Annotated in this window: 15 protein-coding genes and 4 pseudogenes; 12 read left to right on the top strand and 7 right to left on the bottom strand. The window is 69.1% G+C overall.

From position 1 onward, the window contains the following. Positions 1–3: 3 nt before the first annotated feature. The 3 genes and pseudogenes from ACIOGX_RS00370 to ACIOGX_RS00360 all read left to right on the top strand — a co-directional run. Complete coding sequence (locus tag ACIOGX_RS00370) at positions 4–624, top strand: DUF6518 family protein (protein WP_401908852.1); 621 nt, start codon at positions 4–6, stop codon at positions 622–624. A gap of 378 nt (positions 625–1,002) precedes the next feature. After that, positions 1,003–1,293 (top strand): annotated as a pseudogene (locus ACIOGX_RS00365) (transposase); the annotation flags it as partial. Further along, a pseudogene (locus ACIOGX_RS00360) lies at positions 1,291–1,864 on the top strand (ATP-binding protein); the annotation flags it as partial. The pseudogenes ACIOGX_RS00365 and ACIOGX_RS00360, both read left to right, overlap by 3 nt. A gap of 67 nt (positions 1,865–1,931) precedes the next feature. Here the strand turns inward: ACIOGX_RS00360 and ACIOGX_RS00355 are convergent. Next, on the bottom strand, positions 1,932–2,870 hold the full coding sequence (locus tag ACIOGX_RS00355) for a MerR family transcriptional regulator (protein ID WP_401908849.1): 939 nt from the start codon (positions 2,868–2,870) through the stop codon (positions 1,932–1,934). Between the two features lie 401 nt (positions 2,871–3,271). On the opposite strand from ACIOGX_RS00355, the gene ACIOGX_RS00350 reads away from it, so the two are divergent. Then, on the top strand, positions 3,272–3,529 hold the full coding sequence (locus ACIOGX_RS00350; RefSeq protein WP_401908846.1) for a hypothetical protein: 258 nt from the start codon (positions 3,272–3,274) through the stop codon (positions 3,527–3,529). Positions 3,530–3,705: 176 nt separating this feature from the next. Here ACIOGX_RS00350 and ACIOGX_RS00345 read toward each other — a convergent pair whose 3' ends face one another. Next, positions 3,706–4,872 carry an RICIN domain-containing protein gene (locus ACIOGX_RS00345; protein WP_401908843.1) on the bottom strand — a complete coding sequence of 389 codons (1,167 nt, stop codon included), beginning with the start codon at positions 4,870–4,872 and terminating at the stop codon, positions 3,706–3,708. Between the two features lie 395 nt (positions 4,873–5,267). Here ACIOGX_RS00345 and ACIOGX_RS00340 point away from each other — a divergent pair, with 395 nt between their 5' ends. Further along, a complete protein-coding gene (locus ACIOGX_RS00340) occupies positions 5,268–5,435 on the top strand; it encodes a hypothetical protein (RefSeq protein WP_356518330.1) in 168 nt (55 codons plus the stop codon). An 834-nt stretch (positions 5,436–6,269) separates the two neighbouring features. On the opposite strand, the gene ACIOGX_RS00335 is transcribed toward ACIOGX_RS00340, so the two are convergent. Next, positions 6,270–7,130 carry an enoyl-CoA hydratase/isomerase family protein gene (locus ACIOGX_RS00335; RefSeq protein ID WP_356518329.1) on the bottom strand — a complete coding sequence of 287 codons (861 nt, stop codon included), beginning with the start codon at positions 7,128–7,130 and terminating at the stop codon, positions 6,270–6,272. An 81-nt stretch (positions 7,131–7,211) separates the two neighbouring features. On the opposite strand from ACIOGX_RS00335, the gene ACIOGX_RS00330 reads away from it, so the two are divergent. The 3 genes and pseudogenes from ACIOGX_RS00330 to ACIOGX_RS00320 all read left to right on the top strand — a co-directional run bounded on the left by ACIOGX_RS00330 (position 7,212) and on the right by ACIOGX_RS00320 (position 9,819). Further along, the gene (locus tag ACIOGX_RS00330) at positions 7,212–7,796 is read left to right on the top strand and encodes a TetR/AcrR family transcriptional regulator (RefSeq protein ID WP_356518328.1); all 585 of its coding nucleotides are present in this window, start codon (positions 7,212–7,214) and stop codon (positions 7,794–7,796) included. 1,002 nt (positions 7,797–8,798) lie between these two features. Continuing rightward, positions 8,799–9,328, top strand: a pseudogene (locus ACIOGX_RS00325) (flavoprotein). Between the two features lie 332 nt (positions 9,329–9,660). Continuing rightward, positions 9,661–9,819, top strand: coding sequence for a hypothetical protein (locus ACIOGX_RS00320; RefSeq protein ID WP_401908839.1), 159 nt, complete (start codon positions 9,661–9,663; stop codon positions 9,817–9,819). Positions 9,820–10,060: 241 nt separating this feature from the next. On the opposite strand, the gene ACIOGX_RS00315 is transcribed toward ACIOGX_RS00320, so the two are convergent. Continuing rightward, positions 10,061–10,309 carry a hypothetical protein gene (locus ACIOGX_RS00315; RefSeq protein WP_356518327.1) on the bottom strand — a complete coding sequence of 83 codons (249 nt, stop codon included), beginning with the start codon at positions 10,307–10,309 and terminating at the stop codon, positions 10,061–10,063. Positions 10,310–10,363: 54 nt separating this feature from the next. On the opposite strand from ACIOGX_RS00315, the gene ACIOGX_RS00310 reads away from it, so the two are divergent. Further along, positions 10,364–10,639 carry a DUF6233 domain-containing protein gene (locus ACIOGX_RS00310; protein WP_401908835.1) on the top strand — a complete coding sequence of 92 codons (276 nt, stop codon included), beginning with the start codon at positions 10,364–10,366 and terminating at the stop codon, positions 10,637–10,639. 154 nt (positions 10,640–10,793) lie between these two features. On the opposite strand, the gene ACIOGX_RS00305 is transcribed toward ACIOGX_RS00310, so the two are convergent. Continuing rightward, the gene (locus tag ACIOGX_RS00305; protein ID WP_401908833.1) at positions 10,794–11,288 is read right to left on the bottom strand and encodes a hypothetical protein; all 495 of its coding nucleotides are present in this window, start codon (positions 11,286–11,288) and stop codon (positions 10,794–10,796) included. A 116-nt stretch (positions 11,289–11,404) separates the two neighbouring features. On the opposite strand from ACIOGX_RS00305, the gene ACIOGX_RS00300 reads away from it, so the two are divergent. From ACIOGX_RS00300 to ACIOGX_RS00290, 3 genes and pseudogenes are all read left to right on the top strand, one after another. After that, on the top strand, positions 11,405–12,301 hold the full coding sequence (locus tag ACIOGX_RS00300; protein WP_401908830.1) for an aminoglycoside phosphotransferase family protein: 897 nt from the start codon (positions 11,405–11,407) through the stop codon (positions 12,299–12,301). Positions 12,302–12,488: 187 nt separating this feature from the next. After that, a pseudogene (locus tag ACIOGX_RS00295) lies at positions 12,489–12,611 on the top strand (IS5/IS1182 family transposase); the annotation flags it as partial. A gap of 96 nt (positions 12,612–12,707) precedes the next feature. Next, the gene (locus ACIOGX_RS00290; protein ID WP_401908828.1) at positions 12,708–13,523 is read left to right on the top strand and encodes a DUF4232 domain-containing protein; all 816 of its coding nucleotides are present in this window, start codon (positions 12,708–12,710) and stop codon (positions 13,521–13,523) included. A gap of 698 nt (positions 13,524–14,221) precedes the next feature. Here ACIOGX_RS00290 and ACIOGX_RS00285 read toward each other — a convergent pair. Continuing rightward, positions 14,222–14,806, bottom strand: coding sequence for a DinB family protein (locus ACIOGX_RS00285; RefSeq protein ID WP_401908825.1), 585 nt, complete (start codon positions 14,804–14,806; stop codon positions 14,222–14,224). Between the two features lie 347 nt (positions 14,807–15,153). Continuing rightward, positions 15,154–17,949, bottom strand: a complete 2,796-nt coding sequence (locus ACIOGX_RS00280) for a DUF6493 family protein (RefSeq protein ID WP_401908822.1) — start codon at positions 17,947–17,949, stop codon at positions 15,154–15,156. Positions 17,950–18,328: the final 379 nt, after the last annotated feature.

Raw genomic sequence — 18,328 nt, 5'->3', positions numbered from 1 at the left:
ACCGTGAACGCATCCCCTGTCATCACCCCGCTGCCCGGTGCGCGTGGCGGAGTCTGGGCCGGCGCAACGGCGTCGACGTTCGCCGGAGGACTCCTGCTCGGCGTCCTGACCAACCTGGCCCAGAGCTGGCTTCCCGGGGCATGGAACCAGATCGCCAATTCCGGCGCGGTCTGGTCCGTCGCCGCGTTCGCCGCGGGCGCGCTGCTGGCCCGACGGGTCAGCCTGCCCGCAGCAGCGGCCGGGGGCCTGTGCGCCGAGGCCGCTCTCGTCATCGGTTACTACGGCTATGCGGAGGTCGCGCGCGACGGCATGGGCGACATGCAGGCTCCCCTGATATGGCTGGGGATGGCGTTCATCGCCGGCCCCCTGTTCGGGGTGGCGGGGTTCTGGTGGCGAGGCAGCGTCCCACGCCGGCGGGTCATCGGCCTCGCCGCCCTCGCGGGCGTCTTCGGTACGGAGGCCATCCACTACGCGTGGGTCCTGCACCACGCTCCTCAGGCATGGACCTGCCTCGCCGTTCTGGTCCTCGTGCCCCTCCTCATGGGACGAACCCACAAGGAACGCGCGCTGGCCCTCCTGACTGCCGTCCCCTTCTCGCTACTGGCCTATCTGATCTTCTACTGACTGATCCTTCCGTAGGACCTCGGCCGATACATCCTTCGGCGCTCTCGATCCGGCACCAGAACGCTCGACATAGCTGAGCACTTCCTTGCCGGCGCGGACACTGAGGCCCCGCTGCCGCAGGAGAGCAGGGCCGCATCAGTGTCCACTGGGTCGTGGTCACCAGCCCTCTCCTCAATTGGCTCTGCCGGCCGACAGAGTCACTCGCCCGACTCATCTCACGCCGAGGTTAAGCGGCAAGCTCAGCTTGTTGTTTAACGTCCGGGCCTGAAACGCCAGTTGGCTGCTCGGTGGTCGCTGGCAGGCGATGCGACAGCGGTGCGGCCTTGGTGTGATCATGTGCGTTGTCGAGACGCTGTTGATCATGCCAAGGCCGCGAGGGTGAGTCTGCTGCACGACGCTGTCCACGTCGAGTCCCTGACCGTGTTGTCCCGGTTCCGGACCGACTTCTACGACTGTCTGACCTCCCGCGCGGACGCGCTGTTCGATCTGGCCGACGCAGTGCTGTGTACGGACGGACCGGTGCGGTCGCTGGTCGACCTCGCGCTGGCGCCCGAGCACCGCCGCGGGCACGGCTCCCTCTACACCGGCCTGAACCGCGGCCGGCTCGATGTCGCCCGGCTGCGGCGGACCCTGGCCGGGGTGCCGCTGCCCCGGGCGGCCGGCGGCCGGGCATGTCGCCGCTCGGAGCGGCGGATCAAGGCGGCCGGCTCTCCGCGGGAGAAGTCGCTGCGGGCGTTCGACTTCGACGTCAACCCGAACATCGACGCGGCGACCATCCACACCCTCGCCAGCCGCGAATGGATCAAGAAGAGCCAGCCGCTCTGCCTGATCGGGGACTCCGGCGCCGGCAAGTCCCACATGCTCATCGCGCTCGGCACCGAGGCGGCCATGAAGGGCTGCCGCGTCCGCTACACCCTCGCCACAAAGCTCGTGAACGAGCTGGTCGAGGCCGCCGACGAGAAGCAGCCTCTGCATTGATGAGCTCGGCTACATGGAGCTTGACCGGCACGGCGCCGAACTCCTCTTCCAGGTCCTGACCGAACGCGAGGAGGAGAACAGCGTCGCCATCGCCTCCAACGAGTCCTCCGGCGGCTGGACCAAGACCTTCACCGATCCCCGCCCCTGCGCGGCCATCGTCGACCGCCTCACCTTCAACGGCACGATCATCGGGACCGGCACGGACTCCTATCGCCTCGCCACCACCCGTGCCCGCGCCGAAGAGCAGGCAAAGGCCAACTGACGCGCTCTTCCACTTGCTCTGCGGTCCGCCATCCCTGCGGCAGATATGTCCGGGGCTGCGCGGCGTGCTATCGGCTCAGCTGCGAGCGCAGAGCGGTGATGAACCAACTGAAGACCGGCGCGAGAGTAGGCGGTAGCGGCCAGCCGTTGACGGTCGACAAAAGCTGCCAGTAGCGCTCCGCCCGCGGGTCTGCACCGGCCTCCAGACGGCAGACGAGCCACCGTCGCAGCTCGGCGTCGTCGGCCCGCTCGAACGACTCGGCGTAGAGCGCGGAGAGGGAGTCGACGACCGGCGCCGCCTGGGCGGATGTCGGCTCGATTCCCGCCGCGAGAGCTTCGCCGACCTGTTCACGTACCGCCGTGGTGAGGTCGTGGTGCAGGCCGGTCGTGTCGCCCTGCGCGCGCTCCGCCGCCTGGTGTTCGGCCATCTTCCGGACCGAGGCCCGGAAGTCCGTGTCCTGGCAGAGTTCGGCGAGTTCGACCCACGCCTCGACCTGCTCGGGAGCCGGATCCTCCGGGAGTTGTGGCATGGCCGAACGCATCATCGCCACGAACTCGGGGTTGGCGTCGAGGCCGCCGAAGGTGTCGTCGATGAAGTCGGTCACCAGCCGCTGTCGTTCTTCGTCGGAGAGCTTGGCGAGTCTGTGCATGAGATCCAGTTCCTCAGGTGTGGGGCCCCGCTTGGCCACCGCCCTCAGGACCGACCGACGCAGCAGGAGCGTGCGAATCTGCACATCCAGGGCGTCGGCGTGTGCCGCCGCCACCTCGGGTACCGAGGCTTCCCGGTCGAGTACCTTCCTGATGGCGGGAAGGTCCAGCCCGAGTTCGCGCAGGGTGCGCACGAGGTCGAGACGTGTGACGGCGTCGATGTCGTAGAGGCGGTAACCGGCCGGGCTTCGGTCGGTCGGCGGCACGATCCCCGCGTCGGAGTAAAACCGAATGGTCTTCACCGTCAGCCCGGTTCGCCGGGCAAGGTCACCAATCGCGTAGAGCGCGTCGCCGTTCATGTGCTCCACTCTGCTGTCTCCCCCTACTGGAGACACAAGCGGTTGCCTCCTCCAGTTGGACCGAACCGCGCCTTCAGAGTCCCGACAGGGATCGCACCAGATCTCCCGAAGTGCCGTCATTTCCCGTGAACACTCGCGGGCTCCCTGGCCACTGATCGCCGTTGAAACTCGTCGACAAACGCTGTCCTTACACGTTAACGAAGCCAACCAGGGCCCTGTGAAGGCTGTTTCGGGTGAGGTCCGTTGCACCATCGACAGCGCCCTTGAGTGAAGGTGGTGACCACCGTCTTCGCTCAAGGGCACCTAGCACCAGGCCAACGAGGCCGCCCGTCGCAGGGGTTCGGACAGTAGAACGCGTAGTCGCCGCTGCGGGTGAGTTCCCGGAGCCGGGCGATGGCGATGTGAATGGCGACATCGTCCCCGCGTGCGGTGTGATGCAGGGTGAGGGCGAGTTTGAGCAGTGGCGCGGCCGCGGTGATTCCGGCGTTGGTGATCACTGTCCGCAGCAGGGCGGCACGGTCGTCGACGGCGGGGCCGGAGGCGTCCGCGTCGCGGGCGAGGGCCGCGATGTGGGCGGGCGGGGTGGTGGCGCGCTGGTCGAGTCCGGCCAGGAGCTGTTGGGCGTGGGTGATCTCCCGGTCGGCGGGCGGGGTCGGTGAAGGCGACGGTGAGGGCTGGGTGATGGCCTGTTCGCCGGGGTTGCTGGGCTGTTCGGCTTCGGTGTGTGTGGCGGCGTAGGCGGCGGTGCGCGGGAGCAGGCCGCGTACTGCAACATGGCACTGTTCTGATGTTCAGCCGGGAGGGGCGGCCCGTGGCGACCGCCCCCTGCATCCGGTCAATCTGTGACGAGGGCCGGTCCGTACGGTGCGGCCGGAGGACGCACGGCGATCGGGAGCTCCCCCCACGTCCCGTAGCCGAACGTCGTCCAGACGCGCATCGCCTGCTTCCGGTCGTCGCGCGGCTCCTCCAGCCGCACCGGCTCGCCCAGCCGGTTCGGGAGCCCCAGCACGAGGCCGGAGTCCTTCGCGCGGATCCGGAAAGCCTTTGCCGCGAGATCGGGAGGAGTGATGTTCTCTGAGAGCGGCGGGTAAGGAGCGGGGGCGACCAGCTCCGGTATGGCGTGCCAGCCGCCGCGGCGGTACACCTCCAGCAGGAACAGCTGCGCCGCGCCGCCGTCCGGCTCCCGCTGGACGACTGGTGCTCCGGCCTCGGTCCCGCAGGCGTGGACGGCCTTGCCGGAGTGGTGCAGCAGGATCCGGTGGAAGCCCGCCCCGTCCGGCTCGAAGAAGAACCGGCTGAGGGATGTGTTGTCGTATTGCTGGACCACCACCAGCGGCTCGCCCTCGCCGATCCCGCGGTCCAGCGGCACGGGGGTCGGCGCGGCACGGTACCCGGTGGCGGCCACGGCCCCGGCGACGTCCGCGAGGCCCCGCTCGTGGTTGATCGCGCGGACGATCTCCTCGGTCAGCGGGCGCAGGGCGAGCACCCGGCGGATCGCGTCCGCACGGGCGAAGCTGCCGTACTCGGGCCCGAAGTGGTCGGGGATGAAGAGGTTGCCGGGGGAGGGGTCGAGGAGATCACCCAGGCTGAACAGGGCATCGTACTGGTCGGGGAGCTGGGGCGTGCTCCACACATCGTCGCCGGGCAGGCGCCATATCACGGCCGACAGCTGCCACCACTGCTCGCCGCGGTCCTCGAACCGCCTCATCGCGGCGAGCCGCGGCACCAGCTGCGCGGGCAACTGTCCGAGGAGCGCTTCGATGTCTTCTTCCTTGTAGGACTTGTCTACATCCCAGGCCCACACCAGCGTGCCGTCCGGTCCGTGGTCGACGCCCAGACAGCGGCAATCGTGCCAGCTCGACAGCCGCTCCCCCTCGGGGGACACGTCGAACTCGTAGACAAAGTGACCGGGACAGATGGCGCTCAGGGCGGCAAGAGCCCGACACCGTTCGAGCAGGGCGGGTATGTCGGGCATACGTGCGGCGGCTTCTTCGACAGACATGCGTGCCAGAAAAACACACGCCTCTGACAGTCGGGCCCCACCGCTCCTGGGCGACAGGCAAAGGCCCCGCTCGCAACGGACATCTGATCGGGGCCATCGCGCGCGCGTGGGGTCAGTGCGGACACCGGCTCCGCCCCCTGCGCGTCTACGACGCCATCGCGCCCGCCATCGACCGCTCAAGGAGGACGCGGTCGGTGGTCCGTGACGTACGCGAGCCCGCCCCGGCTCTCAGTCCCAGACGCTGGTCGCCTCGGCGTGCGGCATCGAGGAAGCCCGGAAAATCCTGGGCGACCTGGTGGACAGGGTGCGGTAAGGCATCTGACGCGTCACGGAAAGCCGGTCGCACAGATTGTTCCGACCAGCAGCAAGGAATCCCCCAGCGAAGGAGAGAACCCATGACGGACAACGACAACGACGGTACGGAGGAGCGCAGGCACGCGTACCGGCAGTACCTGGCGGAGCAGCAGGCGGACTGCCCGACGCCGCCGGCTACGCAGGAGGAGCTGGACGCGGAGAGGGACACGAAGTCACGGAGCTGGGATCGGTCCGTCGCACCCTGGTGACCAATCGCCCCGGAGGCATTGGAGCTGCCTCCGGGGCGTATCCGTACCGTACCGCGGTGGCTGAACAGCCTCCGCGTTCTGCCGGACGGCTCAATGGCGCCGGGGGCTTGTCCGTTACGGACTCACCCTTGCCCTGCCACCGACACCCGATCGGTGGCCACGCTGAAAAGGCTCACTGTAGGGCCGACTCCGAGAGCGAAGGCGTTGGCCTCTTCCTCCTCACGTCGCAGACGTCACGTGCGGGGTGTGTCGGTCCGGGTGCCGGGGCGGCCGGTCGTGGGATCCCAGATGACGAGGACATCGAGATAGCCGTCGCGGAGTTCGCCAACGGCTTTGTCCCAGCAAGAGGTGGACCACCGGCTACGGCGTTCGATGACGGCACCGGTGATGTGCCAGCCCTGGGCGAGAGTGAACGTGGTCAGAGCGTGCAGTTCGTCGAGTTCCGCGTGGGTGAGGCGATCACGCTCGGTGGCGTGGTAGATCAGCGCGCGCCCGGTTCCCTCACCCAGCAGGCCCTGCTCGTGGAGGCGCTCGAGCCCGCTCGGGCCGACCTGATTCCAGTAGAGGACCTGGTCGGGAGAGACGGGTGTTCACGGGTACGTCCCACCTGCGGGGTCGGAGGCAATTGAAGATCGCTTCCCGTCCGGTGGTTGATCGTTCCCCAGATGGTGGGTCAGTGGGGCCGGGGCTGGGAGGCCCACCGAGGATGAAAAGGCTCCTTGATGGCTCGTCGCAATTCATTGTGACGCGACGGTTTGCTCCACAGGTGAACTCCACCTCTCACTCGGCGCCGAGTGAGAGGGACCGCGCGTTGATGTCGTGGACGGCCGCTGATCAGAGGCTGTCGAGGATGCGCTCCAGGTCGCGTTCGCCCTCTCGGGTTTGCACGCCCGCGGCGAGCTGCTTGTGGGCCGACGCGACCATATCGTCGGTGAACAGGGAGTACAGCGCGGCGTTCTCCACGGCGTACGCCTGGTGGGGGATTTTCGGGGTGATGGTCTCGACGGTGGCCTTGATGGCGGCGACGACCTCGGGGCGCAGGCGAGCGATTCGGCGCGCCAGCCGGTCGACGAAGGCGTCGATCTCGTTGGCAGGGACCGCGCGGTTGACCAGGCCGTAGCGTTCGGCCAGCTCGGCGTCGACCAGCTCGCTGCCGAGGAGCAGTTCCAGTGCGCGTCCCCGGCCGAGCAGGCGGGTCATGTTGACCGTTCCGCCGCCGCCGGGAAGGATATCCATCACGGCCTCGGGCTGGGCCTGGCCGGACCGGCCGATCGCCGCGAACCGCATGTCGAGGTACATAAGAAACTCGTTGCCGGCGCCCCGGGCGAAGCCGGCGATCTTGCCGATGGTGACCTGCGGCAGGCTGCGCACCTCGTCGCTCACGGCCTCCAGGATGTTCACGCCGTCCGGGACGGGCACGTCCGGCGCGGCGGCGACCGCGGCGGCTGTGGCGGCGGGCAGCGCCTCCGGATCGGTGAGGTAGGCCATGTCGCCGTGCGCGCTGAAGAACTCCGGGTCGGCGCTGTCGAACACAACGACGCGGACGTCGGTGTCGTGGCGCACCCGGTTGACGAAGCCGCGCAGTGACGGCAGCAGGACACCGTCCATCAGGTTCAGCGGCGGGTGGTCGAGGGTGACGGTTGCGACACCGTTGTCCACCGTGATCCGCAGACCGGTCAGGTCGTCGTAGGGCATATAGACTCCTTCGATAAGTGGGGAGTTTCCCCGGTAATGAGTATGTGGGGACTCTCCCCACTTAGTCAATGTGGAGTGATCTTGGTTACAGCACGCCCGCTTCGCGCCGACGCGCAGCGCAACCGCGACGCGATCCTGATCGCAGCGCGCGAAGCGTTCGAGGCGGACGGAGTGTTCGCCTCGCTCGACGCGATCGCGTTGCGCGCCGGTGTCGGCAACGCCACCCTCTACCGGAACTTCCCCACCCGGGACGACCTGCTCGCCGCGGTCATCGAGGGCTTCTTCATCCGAGCGCTGACGGAGGCCGACGAGTTGTCCCGCACGCTGCCGCCGGGCGGGGCGCTCGTCGAGTGGCTGGTGCGGGTGAGCTGGGGGATGCGGATCTGGCACGACCTGCCGGCCTGTCTCGCCACCGCGCACCACGACGACGCCTCGCCGCTGCAATCGGCGAATGCGCCGTTGGTGGAGCGGGTCGGCGTCCTGCTGGACACGGCCAAGGCGGCCGGCGAGGTGGCCGGCGAGATCACCGCGGACGAGGTGTTCGAACTGGTCCTCGCCCTGTCCTGGGGCATCGACCGTTTCGGTGACGACGAGACGAAGGCGCGGCGTCGGACAACGATGGCGACGGCAGGGATCTTCGCATGGGAACCTCAGGTTTGCTTGTGATCGTTTCCCAGTTGGCGTGGGTTGCAGTCTCCGCTCTGACAGCGGGCCGGAACGGCTCGGAGATCGTAGGCAAGGCCACGGCACGCGATATCTCGGCCGGGCGCGGAGACCCGTGAGCTACAGGACGCCCACCCCACACCTGCGTGACATGCCACTGGGAGGCTGCGGCGGCCCGGCGCGGGGAGGCGCCTTCGAGGGAGAACCGCCATGGACGGTGGTGTGGCGGGCTGTTGGGCTGTACGAGCGCGACCTTGCCGTGGCCGGGGACGGCGGAGTCGCCGACGCCGGCCAGGCCGGTGGCCCGGATCAGCACCCGTCCGGCGCGCCGGCCGCGGAGGACGGGGACGCGTCAGGAGGGTGCCCTCGTCGGAGCAGGTGGCCCAGGCCGCCGCCCGCGGATCTCCGGGCCCCTGGCACCGGGGAACCCGACGGAACTCTGCTCGGGGCGGCTCGGACCAGACGGTGGGGTGCCGCCAGTGGCGGGGAACGCTCCGGTTGGAGCCGCGGACCGGATCAGTGATCTAGAGGGTGCGAGTAACGCGGTGGCCGGGTAGGGCCGTTGGGAAGTCAACCGCGTATCTCAACCGGTGGCCGTCCGTATCCCTCGTTGGGTTGAACGCACAACGCACTCAGCACCCCTCCGTTGCAGTGGTCGTTGATGCGGATCGACGCATCGGTGCAGGCGCAGCACCGAGTCTCGATGGCCGGCTGAGTGGGCGTCTGCCAGGCGAGCCGCGTCTCCCCGGGGCCGGGGCACTCGGCGTGCTCATCGATGCGGCAGGCTGGCGCTGTGTGCGCGGGTGTGCTGGTGGCGGTCACTGTGTCTCACCTGCCCGGCGAGGTGGGCCAGTTTTCGCTGCTCTTTGATACGGGTGCCTGCGTGGTCGTCCGGCCAGTGCGGGCATAACGGACTCCGTTCCTGACTCGTCATCTGGAACGGTACTCGCGCTCGCTCCCGCAGCCGACCGGTTCGGGGGCGTTCGCATGTGGTCGACTGGCCCAATGACTTCACGGACTCTGTACCTGTTCGGCAGCGCGGCGCCCCCGGGCTTCGACATCGCCACGGTGATCAGCGACGCGCAGTCACGCGGGTGGCGGATGTGCGGCTTGGGTTGACGCCGACGGCGGCCCGCTGGCTGGACGCGCAGAAGACCGAGCTGGAGCGGCTGACCGGTGGCCCGGTCCGCTCCGAGTACAAGTCGCCTGGTGAGCCGGACGTGTGGCCTAAGGCAGACGTCATCCTGATGGCGTCGGCCACTTTCAACACGATCAACGAGTGGGCGCTCGGACTGACTTCGAAGTTTGTCGTGGGTGTCTGCGCGGAGGGTATCGGCGAGGGGATCCCGCTCGTGACGATGCCATGTGTGAACGCGGCGTACGCGCAGCATCGCCGCCTTGACCGGAGCGTCGCAGAGCTACGGGAGATGGGCGTGACTGTGCTCTACGGCGAAGGGGGCTTCGTTCCGAATCAGCCGGGTGAGAAGAAGCCGTATCCATGGGCTGCGGCGCTGGCTGCGGTCGAGGGAAGGTGACCCGCAGGTCTGGTGCATCGAACTGCAACGGCGCCCCCTGCCCAGCCGGTGAAGGCCAGACAAGGGGCGCGGTTCCCCACAGGACCGACTCAAAACCTCGGCGCTCGTTCTCGTGGGAGTGAGAAGCGTGTCCTGCCGTGGCCGTCCCCCGTTCACTCGGCATGACGAGTAACCGAAACCTTCGGCGTACCGTCCTCGCTGCACTGTTCCTGTCAGCCCTTGCGGAAACTGTCACGACATCGGCACCGCCGTGACGACGCTCCCGCAGACGACGTCCGCGGCGGCCGATGTCGTCGAACCGCCGCTGCCCATTGAGGCGCTCCCCCGGCCAGGTGAAAGAGGCGGGTGAGATCTGGAAGGAGAAGGACTGGCCGAGAGCCAAGCGCGCGACCGACTACCCGGTGGTCACCACCAAGTTCGTAATCCGGGGCAGCAACGTCTACGGCAACCACAGCGGCGACCTCCCCCTCGTCAAGGAGTACCGCGAGTAGGACGTCGACCCGCGCAACCCCGAACAGCACCGCGACGCCGAACGCCTCGTCCGCAACCCCTCCACCCATGTCGTCTGGTACACCGACGACCACTACGAGAACTTCCGCGAAGTCTCATCCGGCTGCTCGTAACGAGATCACGCCAGGCCTGCGGACACGGCCAGCACGTATACCCGTGACGGCAGAAAGCGCCCCCGCCCTGCTTCCGCTGATCGCAAGGCTGAGGATCGGGGCGACACGCTTACTTCAGGCGCCCGGCGGGCAGACGCCGCCAGGCGCGCGTGAACCGCACGAGTGCTGCGGTGGCGCCGATACCAAAAAAGAAGACACCCAGGCTGGCGCTGTGCAGGACTACGAAGGTGGTTACGACGGCGACAGCGATCAGGGAGCCGGAGAACAGCACCTGGTGTCGTGGATCGCGGAACCTTGCAAAGCCGAGCAGCGAGATCGCGAGCCACCCGACCAGGGAGCCGATACTAATGAAGATCATGATCGTCTCCCCCCTCCTCTCGAATGATAATCCCACAGCTCTACACTCGAACGCATGTCCGAAGATTCGTCGCTGCGCCTGTACGCGCTACGTGTGCTGGAGCGCGTCCAACTCCAAGACCTCGCGCGCACGCGGCGCTGGATCGCGGAAGAGGAAGGCCACGTCGCCGAGATCGCCGCGCGCCGGCCGCCACCTCCGCCGCCTGAGTGGGTCGTGGAGCGGGGCATCGCCGCGCGCCGCTCCCCTGTAGCGATACACGCCGGGGACTGCCCGATGGCAGGCCATGGCCGCCCTGAAGGGCTGGCGCCTCCCACGGAGACTCCGCTGTAGCACCAACCGGGTCACCGCCATCGTGAAGACCATCCCCGCCCTTCGTCACGCCTCAACCTGAGGTTGGAAAAAGCTCAATGCCGCCCGCGGTGCAGGTGACCAAGGGTGCAAATCGTCATCGGCGACACGATCCCCGAACGCAGCTGAGGACCCGTCAGCGGATACGGCGGTGTTCGTAGACCGTAAGGAACAGCGCGTCGATGGCGGCCTGGGCGTGGTCGGTGTCCCGGCCCTGGTCGACGGCGTTCAGGGCGTCGACTGCCGAGACCCGTACGGCCGAGGGCAGGCCGTCGACGGCGGCTACCCGGTACGCGGGAGTGCGGCGGGCGTCCCGTTCCTCTTCGGTCAACCCGCCCGGGGGCAGCGGGAAGGCCGCCGCCTGGTACGTCGCGATGTCGACGAGGACCGCGTCGGCGATCCCCTCCGCGTAACCGTCGACCGGCACGATCCCGGGCTGGAAGAAGGCCATCACCTGACGGCGGGAGAGGAACGCGCCTGTCCCCGCCCCTGGGCCGGCCGCGCCCGCGGCGACGACGGCCGCAACCCTGCCGCCCAGGAGAAGGCCGAAGCAGGCTCCGCCGAGCGCCCCGCACGTCACCAGGAAGAATGTGGTCATCAGGTGGATGCGGGCGGCAGGCGGGGACGTCATGCCCAGCAGCATGCACAGCACCTCTGACACCCGTCCGCGCGGCCGGAGCGGGGCAACTCGGGCCAGGAGCTGAGCGAGAGCCCGCTCCGTCTGCCGCCTTAGTACTGTGACTTCGCATGACCGACACCGAGATCGAGATCACCGCGGACCTGGTCCGCGACCTGCTGGAGGAGCAACATCCAGACCTTGCGGGGCTGGCCATCCGGGAGGTGGCGGGTGGCTGGGGCAACCAAATGTGGCGCCTCGGGGACGAGTTGGCCGTGCGCATGCAGCGTATGGACCCCACTCCGGAGCTCCAGCTGAAGGAGCGGCGGTGGCTACCGGTGTTGGCCCCGCGCCTGCCTCTGCCGATCCCGACCCCAGTGCGGTTCGGCGAACCGTCCGAGCGCTTCCCCAAGCACTGGACCGTGATGACGTGGGTTCCCGGCGAGCCGCTGGACCACGGCTCGATCAGCCGCGGCGCCCACGCGGCCGACACGCTGGCGGGCTTCCTCCAGGCGCTCCACGTGGAGGCGCCCGCCGAGGCACCGATCTCTACGCAATTCGGTGCCCATCCCAGGAACTGCACGGACGGCTTCGAGAACTTCTTCCGGACCGTTGCCCTCGACGGCATCGCTGCCGACGTCCGGGCCGTCTGGGACGACGCCGTTGCGGCCCACGCGTGGGAGGGCCCGCCGGTGTGGGTGCACGGCGACCTCCACCCCGCGAACGTCGTCGTCTCGGACGGAACGCTCTCGGGCATCGTCGACTTCGGTGACATGTTCGCCGGCGATCCGGCGTGGGACCTCGCCGCCGCATGGGTGCTGCTGCCCGCGGGCACCGCCTCACGGTTCTTCGACACGTACGCGCACGCGGACGAGGCGGCGATCCGGCGCGCACGCGGGCTGGCCGCTATGAAGAGTCTCTTCCTGATGCTCATGGGGCAGAACGGAGACCGTGGCCTTCCGGGCGGCAAGCCGCACTGGGGACCTGCGGGCCGGGCGGCACTTGATCGTGTTCTGAAGAGCGTTTGATACACGCTTCTTTGAACCTGTTCTCGATCTCGATTGAGGGCCATCCGGCAGCCCACCTTCGTGGGTTCATCGATCACCACGCGTGGTGGGGATGCCGGCCCGCGACACCCCGGCGGTGGCCGGCCCGAGAAACATCCCCGCCGCGAGATCCTCGACGCGATCCGCGGGACGCCAGACCCTGCTCGACGGCAGGGACGTGGAGATCGCCGAGCGCAACCCGGCCGACAAAGGGTTCGTGCCTCAGCCCAAACGATGGGTGGTCGAACAGACCTACGGCATCCCCGTCCTGCACCGGTGCCTGGTGCGCGAGTGTGGCGGTGGGCGGCCCGGTCGGTTGCTGCGGGCTGGTCGGTGGTAATGGTGAACGGCGGACAAAGAGATCCTGCATTCTTGAAATCACACTCCGATGACGGTGGCGAAGGCGGATATTTTTCCCGTCATGATGACGCGAGGTGGGGGACGTTTTCTGGCGGTCGGACTCCTGGTGACCGCGACCGCTGCGTGTGGTGGTGCCGTGCGCCCGACCGTCTCGGAGGTCCCGGCCACCTACGTAACTGCTCGCCCCGGCACCACCGAGCCGTCGATTTCCTCAGAAGGCAAGCCCACTTCGCGGTCGGCCAGTCCAGCCGTCCCGAGCAGGCAAGCGACGCCGGGCGAGAAAACGACACGCCGTCAGGAGGCTGCGCCTACGAACCCGTCGGCCCGCACAGCAGTGCCCTCCCAGGACCGCGCCCCTGCGTGTGCGGCCAACGAGCTGACGGCATCGGAGGGACGCGGCGGTCCGCCATCGAGCAGACAGCCGGGCTGGTTTGCCACCCCGGTCCTGCTGCGCAACAAGTCCGCCGTCACGTGCCGGCTTCGAGGCTGGCCCGGCATCACGTTCTTTGGTGACGCCACCATCCAGGGCTGCGCCGCAGACGATCCCTCGCCCGCCTGCGGAAAGCCACAGAGCACCTCAGGGCCCCGCTCCTTCTCGATCATCCGGTCTTCCGTGGATGCCCTCCCCGACGTCCTCCTCGCCCCGGGCGACACCACCTCGTTCACGCTGGTCTGGGAAGGGGGCGGCATGCACGCCTGCGTCGGCACTCCCTTCGAATGGTCTCCCTACGGTGCGGATATCCGGGTGCCGGGCGACTCCCGGGCACTGACCCTGGCCCCCTTCCCGAACCTCTATCCGTGTGAGGGAAAGATCGAGATCACCCCCTTCGGAGTCGCCGGTTGACCGGCCGGGCTTCCCCGTTAGGTTCAGCCGCCGGGCGCGCTCCACGCGGCCGACGCCCGGAACCGGCCTGATCCTCACCCGCGCCGGCCACATCTTCCCTGGCAAGTCGGCGTGTTGAGGGGAGATGACGTCGCTAAGTCGCTGAGCGAGTCCACCCCCGTCCGGGCGACGACGGCCTCCCACAGCGTCCGCAGGTCGCGCGCTGCCTCCGTCTCCGCCGCGCCGGGCGGTGACTTGCCGGCGGCGGCGACCCCGCTCGCGTGTCGACGATCGCCGACTGCGCCAACGCGCACCGCCCCCCGTTGGCGCGAACGGAGGCCGCGTCGACGATCGCCGAGGTCCAGTCGACCTCGCCCCGGGCCCCGAGTTCGTCCAGCGCCGCCCGGTGCAGCCGACGCCGCAGGGGCCGGCCTCGGTCCATACCGTGAAGCGGCGATGCGCGGTGGCGGTGGCGGGCGACGTGCTGAACGTCGGCGGCAGATGCCGTCAGGCACAGCCGCTGGTCAGCGCGTACACCACTGCCGTGAACACGGCCCGCTCGTCACACGGAGCGGTCCCACCGCCTTGCGGACAGCAAGCGAACGACGGCAGCAACGGGGCGGCCGGCTCCCAGAGTTCATCAGGACCAGATGCTTCGACAGATCCGCGCCCACGACCGGCATCATGCCGCACGAACATCACGTCACGTGCGACAACCTCTAAGCCTTGACTGGTGCGGCCGACCTGGCGGCCTGCTCGATCTTCGCGCAGTAGGCCGCACGGGCTTCCTCGTCGATCTGCCTTTCGTGTTCGGCGCGCATCCCGGTCCGGCCGTCGAGGCCCTCGCGCAGGATATCGGCGTGCCCGGTATGCCGGATGGACTCGCCGAGGACATGGACCATGATGGCGAACAGGTTGGTGTTGGAATAGGGCTCCGGCCACCACGGCACGTGACCGGGGGCGTCGAGGGGAAGCTCGCTGATCGTCGCGTCCGCGTGCTCCCACGTGCGCCGGTAGAACCCGATGATCTGATCGCGGGTCTCGTCCCCGGTCGCCCACAGATCGCTGCCGTTGGAGTCCTGCCACCGGGGCAGCGGTTCCGGGGAAGGGCGGCCGAAGACCTCGCCGAAGTACCTGGCCTCGACGCCGGCCACGTGTTTGACCAGGCCGAGGAGGTTGGTCCCGGTCACTGTCAAAGGCCGACGGGCGTCGTATTCGGACAAGCCGTCGAGTTTCCAGAGCAGCGCCTCGCGGTCCCGCCGCAGTCTCCCGTGCAGGTTGTCTTTCGCGAACTCATCGATCATGCGGCACGAGCCTGCCATGGGCTGCTCGTGGTCTCAAGATCCCCTACGTGGTCCGCAACGACGGGGAGAGCCGAGGCCGGGCCGTGGCCGCCGCCCTGACCTGTCGGTTCCGTATAAGCCGCTACAAACGCGGAGGACATCACGGCTTGTCGTCGAGTATGAGCACCGGCCAATGACAATGGCCAGGCAGCAGGGGGTCGCGGTACGGCAGCGAGGTACTGGAAACCCCAGCGGGTGGGCAGCGACCGACATCGGCCCTCGTAGGCATCCTGATGGCCTCTATGGCCTCTATGGCCTCGATTGACCGAGCGGGCCGGAGGCCCCGGAGAGGTCCGGGGCCTCCGGTGCTACGTCGGCGGTGAGTCTGATGTGGCGTTGTGGAGCCATCGTGCTGCTTTGAGGAGTTGTGAGCTGCCGCGTTGCTCGGAGAGGGTGCTCACGGCCGGTATCGGGGGAAGGCCGGGCGTTGACTCGGCTTGTTCGGCGGCCAGGAAGAGGAGGTCCGCCAGTCCGGCTCGTGGTTTGGTGCCGGGTTGTGGCAGTACGGCGGGGAGTGCCTGTGCCAGTACCGAGTACACGGTGATCGGGGCGCCTCCCTGCGCGACGTTCCGCAAGGTTTCCACGACGCGCTTGAGTTTGAGGGCGTCGAGGTCGATCAGGTCTGCGATGTCCCGGGCCAGTCGGGCGGGGTCCAGTTCGCCGCGGCCGGCGAGGGTGAGGAGGGCGTCGGCGGTGGCGGTCCGTTCGATCACCGATGAGGCTCCGCTGCCGTAGGCGAGTGCCAGGTGCACGGCCGGTCCGGCTTCTCCGTCGGTGTCGGCCAGGGCGGGCAGGTGGACAGCGGCACTCCGGTCGTCGTGTTCCGCGCCCAAGGCCATCGCCGTCAGGGTGCGGGCGGCGACCAGTTCCCGGTGGTGGGGTACGACGGTCAGCCACAGCGGGAACATCCAGCGCCAGGGTGTGGACTCCCCCCATCCCCAGTTGCAGTGGTCCTGCCATGCCTCGCACGGGCCGCCGACGGCGCGGAACGGAGCGGAGAACTCGGCCAGCCGGTCCGTGGCGTCGGCGACGGCGAGCCGGATGAAGGCCGGTTCGCGGTCTCGGGCCCCGTACGTGCCCAGCGGTTCGCCCCTCCACGGCGGGGGGTCCGAGTGGTAGCTCAGCCCGCTGGGGTTCGCGTCCCACCATTGCCAGTCGGCCTTCTCGCGAGCGGCCAGGTTCCAGCCCTTCGGGTACGCGGCGGCGGCCTCCGGATCGTCCGGGCGTTCGAACGGGAGCACGGTGGTCCGCTGGCAGACGGGCGCCGGAAAGCCTCCGGCCGACAGCCAGCGTGCCAGGCGGTGCCCCTCCGGTGTGCCGAGTTCCTCCGCCGCGGCCGGCGGGAAGCCGGGGTCGGGCCTGAGGCGGAACAACGCCTGCTCGAAGTCCGCGTCTCCGGGCCGCACCCCCGACCGCCGGTACTCGGCCAGCCGTTCCAGCAGGACGCGTGGATCCAGCGACCCCGTCGCATGGGTGGGGGTGGCCAGCAGGAACGGCGGGCAGGTGCCGTCGAGGATCCGGCCCGCCGCCTCGTCCACGCGCGCGGCCAGTACGTCGTCGAACACCTGGTGTCCGCAGGATCGGTAGCAGACATACGGTGCGGCGTCGTCGTGGGTACGGCCGGACACCGCCATGGCCACCAGCCAGATCCGGGTGAGATAGCTCGGCGTACGGCCCCGTTGCTCGAAAGTGTGCAGCACGGGCTCCAGGGCCTCGGCGAGCGCTTCCCGATCCTGGTATGCCAGGCGCACCAGTCCGTCCAGGACCCGTTCGAAGAAGACGGGCCGCCCCACGCGGTCGGCCAGGACGGCCCCAAGTTCCGCGGCGACCTCCGCCACGCCGCTCACCGGGGGCGGGAAGGCGGGAGTCGGCGCAGGCTGCGGCAATGGATCCGTTCGCGGGGCGTCGGACGGTGCTTCGACGGCGGGGCCGCCGCCAAGGCCGTCCATCTGGCGCCGTAGATCCGGAGGGAGTTGTACGGCCGCGGCGCGGAGGTCGTCCAGCGTGCCCTGATCCAGCCTGTCCGCCAGTTTCCCGGTCAGCTTGGCGGCCTTCTCCTGGACGCCGCGGGTGGGGTGGGAGAAGGCGGCTCCCAGCAGCGGTGCCAGTGCGCCGAGGCGTGCGGGGGAACGGCGCGTCTCACGCTGCAGGAAGGCCAGCGCCTGCGAGGCCATCACCCCCTCGGGGCGGGCGAGCAGACCCAGGATGCACTCCTCCACCTGCTGGTCCGTCAGGAGCTTCAGGTCGGCGAGGTTGCGCAGCCTCGCGAGCGCGTCCTTCGCCGCGGCGGTGCTGGCCGCGGAGGTGGCCAGTGCCAGCAGTGTGTCCGCCGCGGCGGTCTGCTCGTCCAGGGTCGGTTCCAGTGCGGCGAGCAGCGCGAGGTACCCGGGCGTCACGGTGCGGGGTTCGGACCGCAGGGGTCCTTGCAGCGCGGCACGCAGGAGGCGGCTCCGGTCGACATGGCCGTCCCGGGCCAGGATCGCCAGGGCCGCGATTCCGGTGCTCCCACGTGTGGTGACGTTGTGGGCCAGGCCGCGGCCCAGGCCCTCCGTGTCCGGCAGACGCGGCAGCGCGAAGGGGGCGAGGGGAGAGGCGCGCAACGCGTCGGCGGCGGCCTCCGGGGTGTCCTCCCGACCGCTGGTGTGCAGGAACCAGTCGACGGCATCCTCGTCGTCGATGTCATACGGCATTCTCGTCTTCTCGACGAGGGCGTTGACCAGGAGCAGAAAATTCGAAGGTGGCCTGAGGGCATGCGCCAACGCGTTCAGATCGTCGGGCGGCCAATCGGCGAACACGTCGAGGAAAGCGTCCCCGAACCTGGCCTCGTGGGGAAGCCAGTGCGCGCCACCCAGGACGCTGACGACTTCCTCCGCGTTCCGCCGGCACGCGATCCTCACGAGAGCCATGGCGTAGTGAACGCGGACGGCGCGCTCCCCGAAGACGGGCCACGGTCCGCTCATCGAGTCAAGTCTTTCGAGCAGGGCCTCGCGCCGGGCATCGCTGAGCTCCCCCTCCCGGAGCATGCCGGGTATGCGCGCGAACTCGCCCGCCTTCACTGCGTCGATCACGGCGGAGTTCCGTCGCGCGTCCGTGGCCTCGGTCATCTTCCTGCCTTCCTGTTTCGTCACCGGTCTCCCGGGCGGACGAGCCGGCGGAGGCGGTTCGCGGCGAAGGGACGACAGATACCGCGAGAACGTCGAGCCGTGGACCGGGTATGCGCCCGGTGTGCCGCCCGCGCCGCTGTCGGACTCGGGTCTGCCGCTGAGGGTGCTCGCGCGCGGTGCGCTCTGCCTGCGAACGGGGGCCGCGGTGATCCGCCGACGCGACCTGCCGATCACCGTACCCGCCCCGGCGCGGCGGGGGTTTGGAAGGCCGGCGGCCTGTCAGTGCGGCGTGGTAATGGAGTTTCGCCCGGCAGAGACACGGCGCTGTCGCGCATCGCGCGCTGTCAGGAAGCGGCGTGCGTCCCGGTCCGGCCGCTCC

Origin of the sequence: Streptomyces sp. NPDC088147 (genome assembly GCF_044741565.1) — a bacterium.
GTDB lineage: Bacteria > Actinomycetota > Actinomycetes > Streptomycetales > Streptomycetaceae > Streptomyces.
The sequence above is the reverse complement of the archived record's forward strand: the minus strand, read 5'-3'. Positions and strand labels throughout refer to the sequence as shown.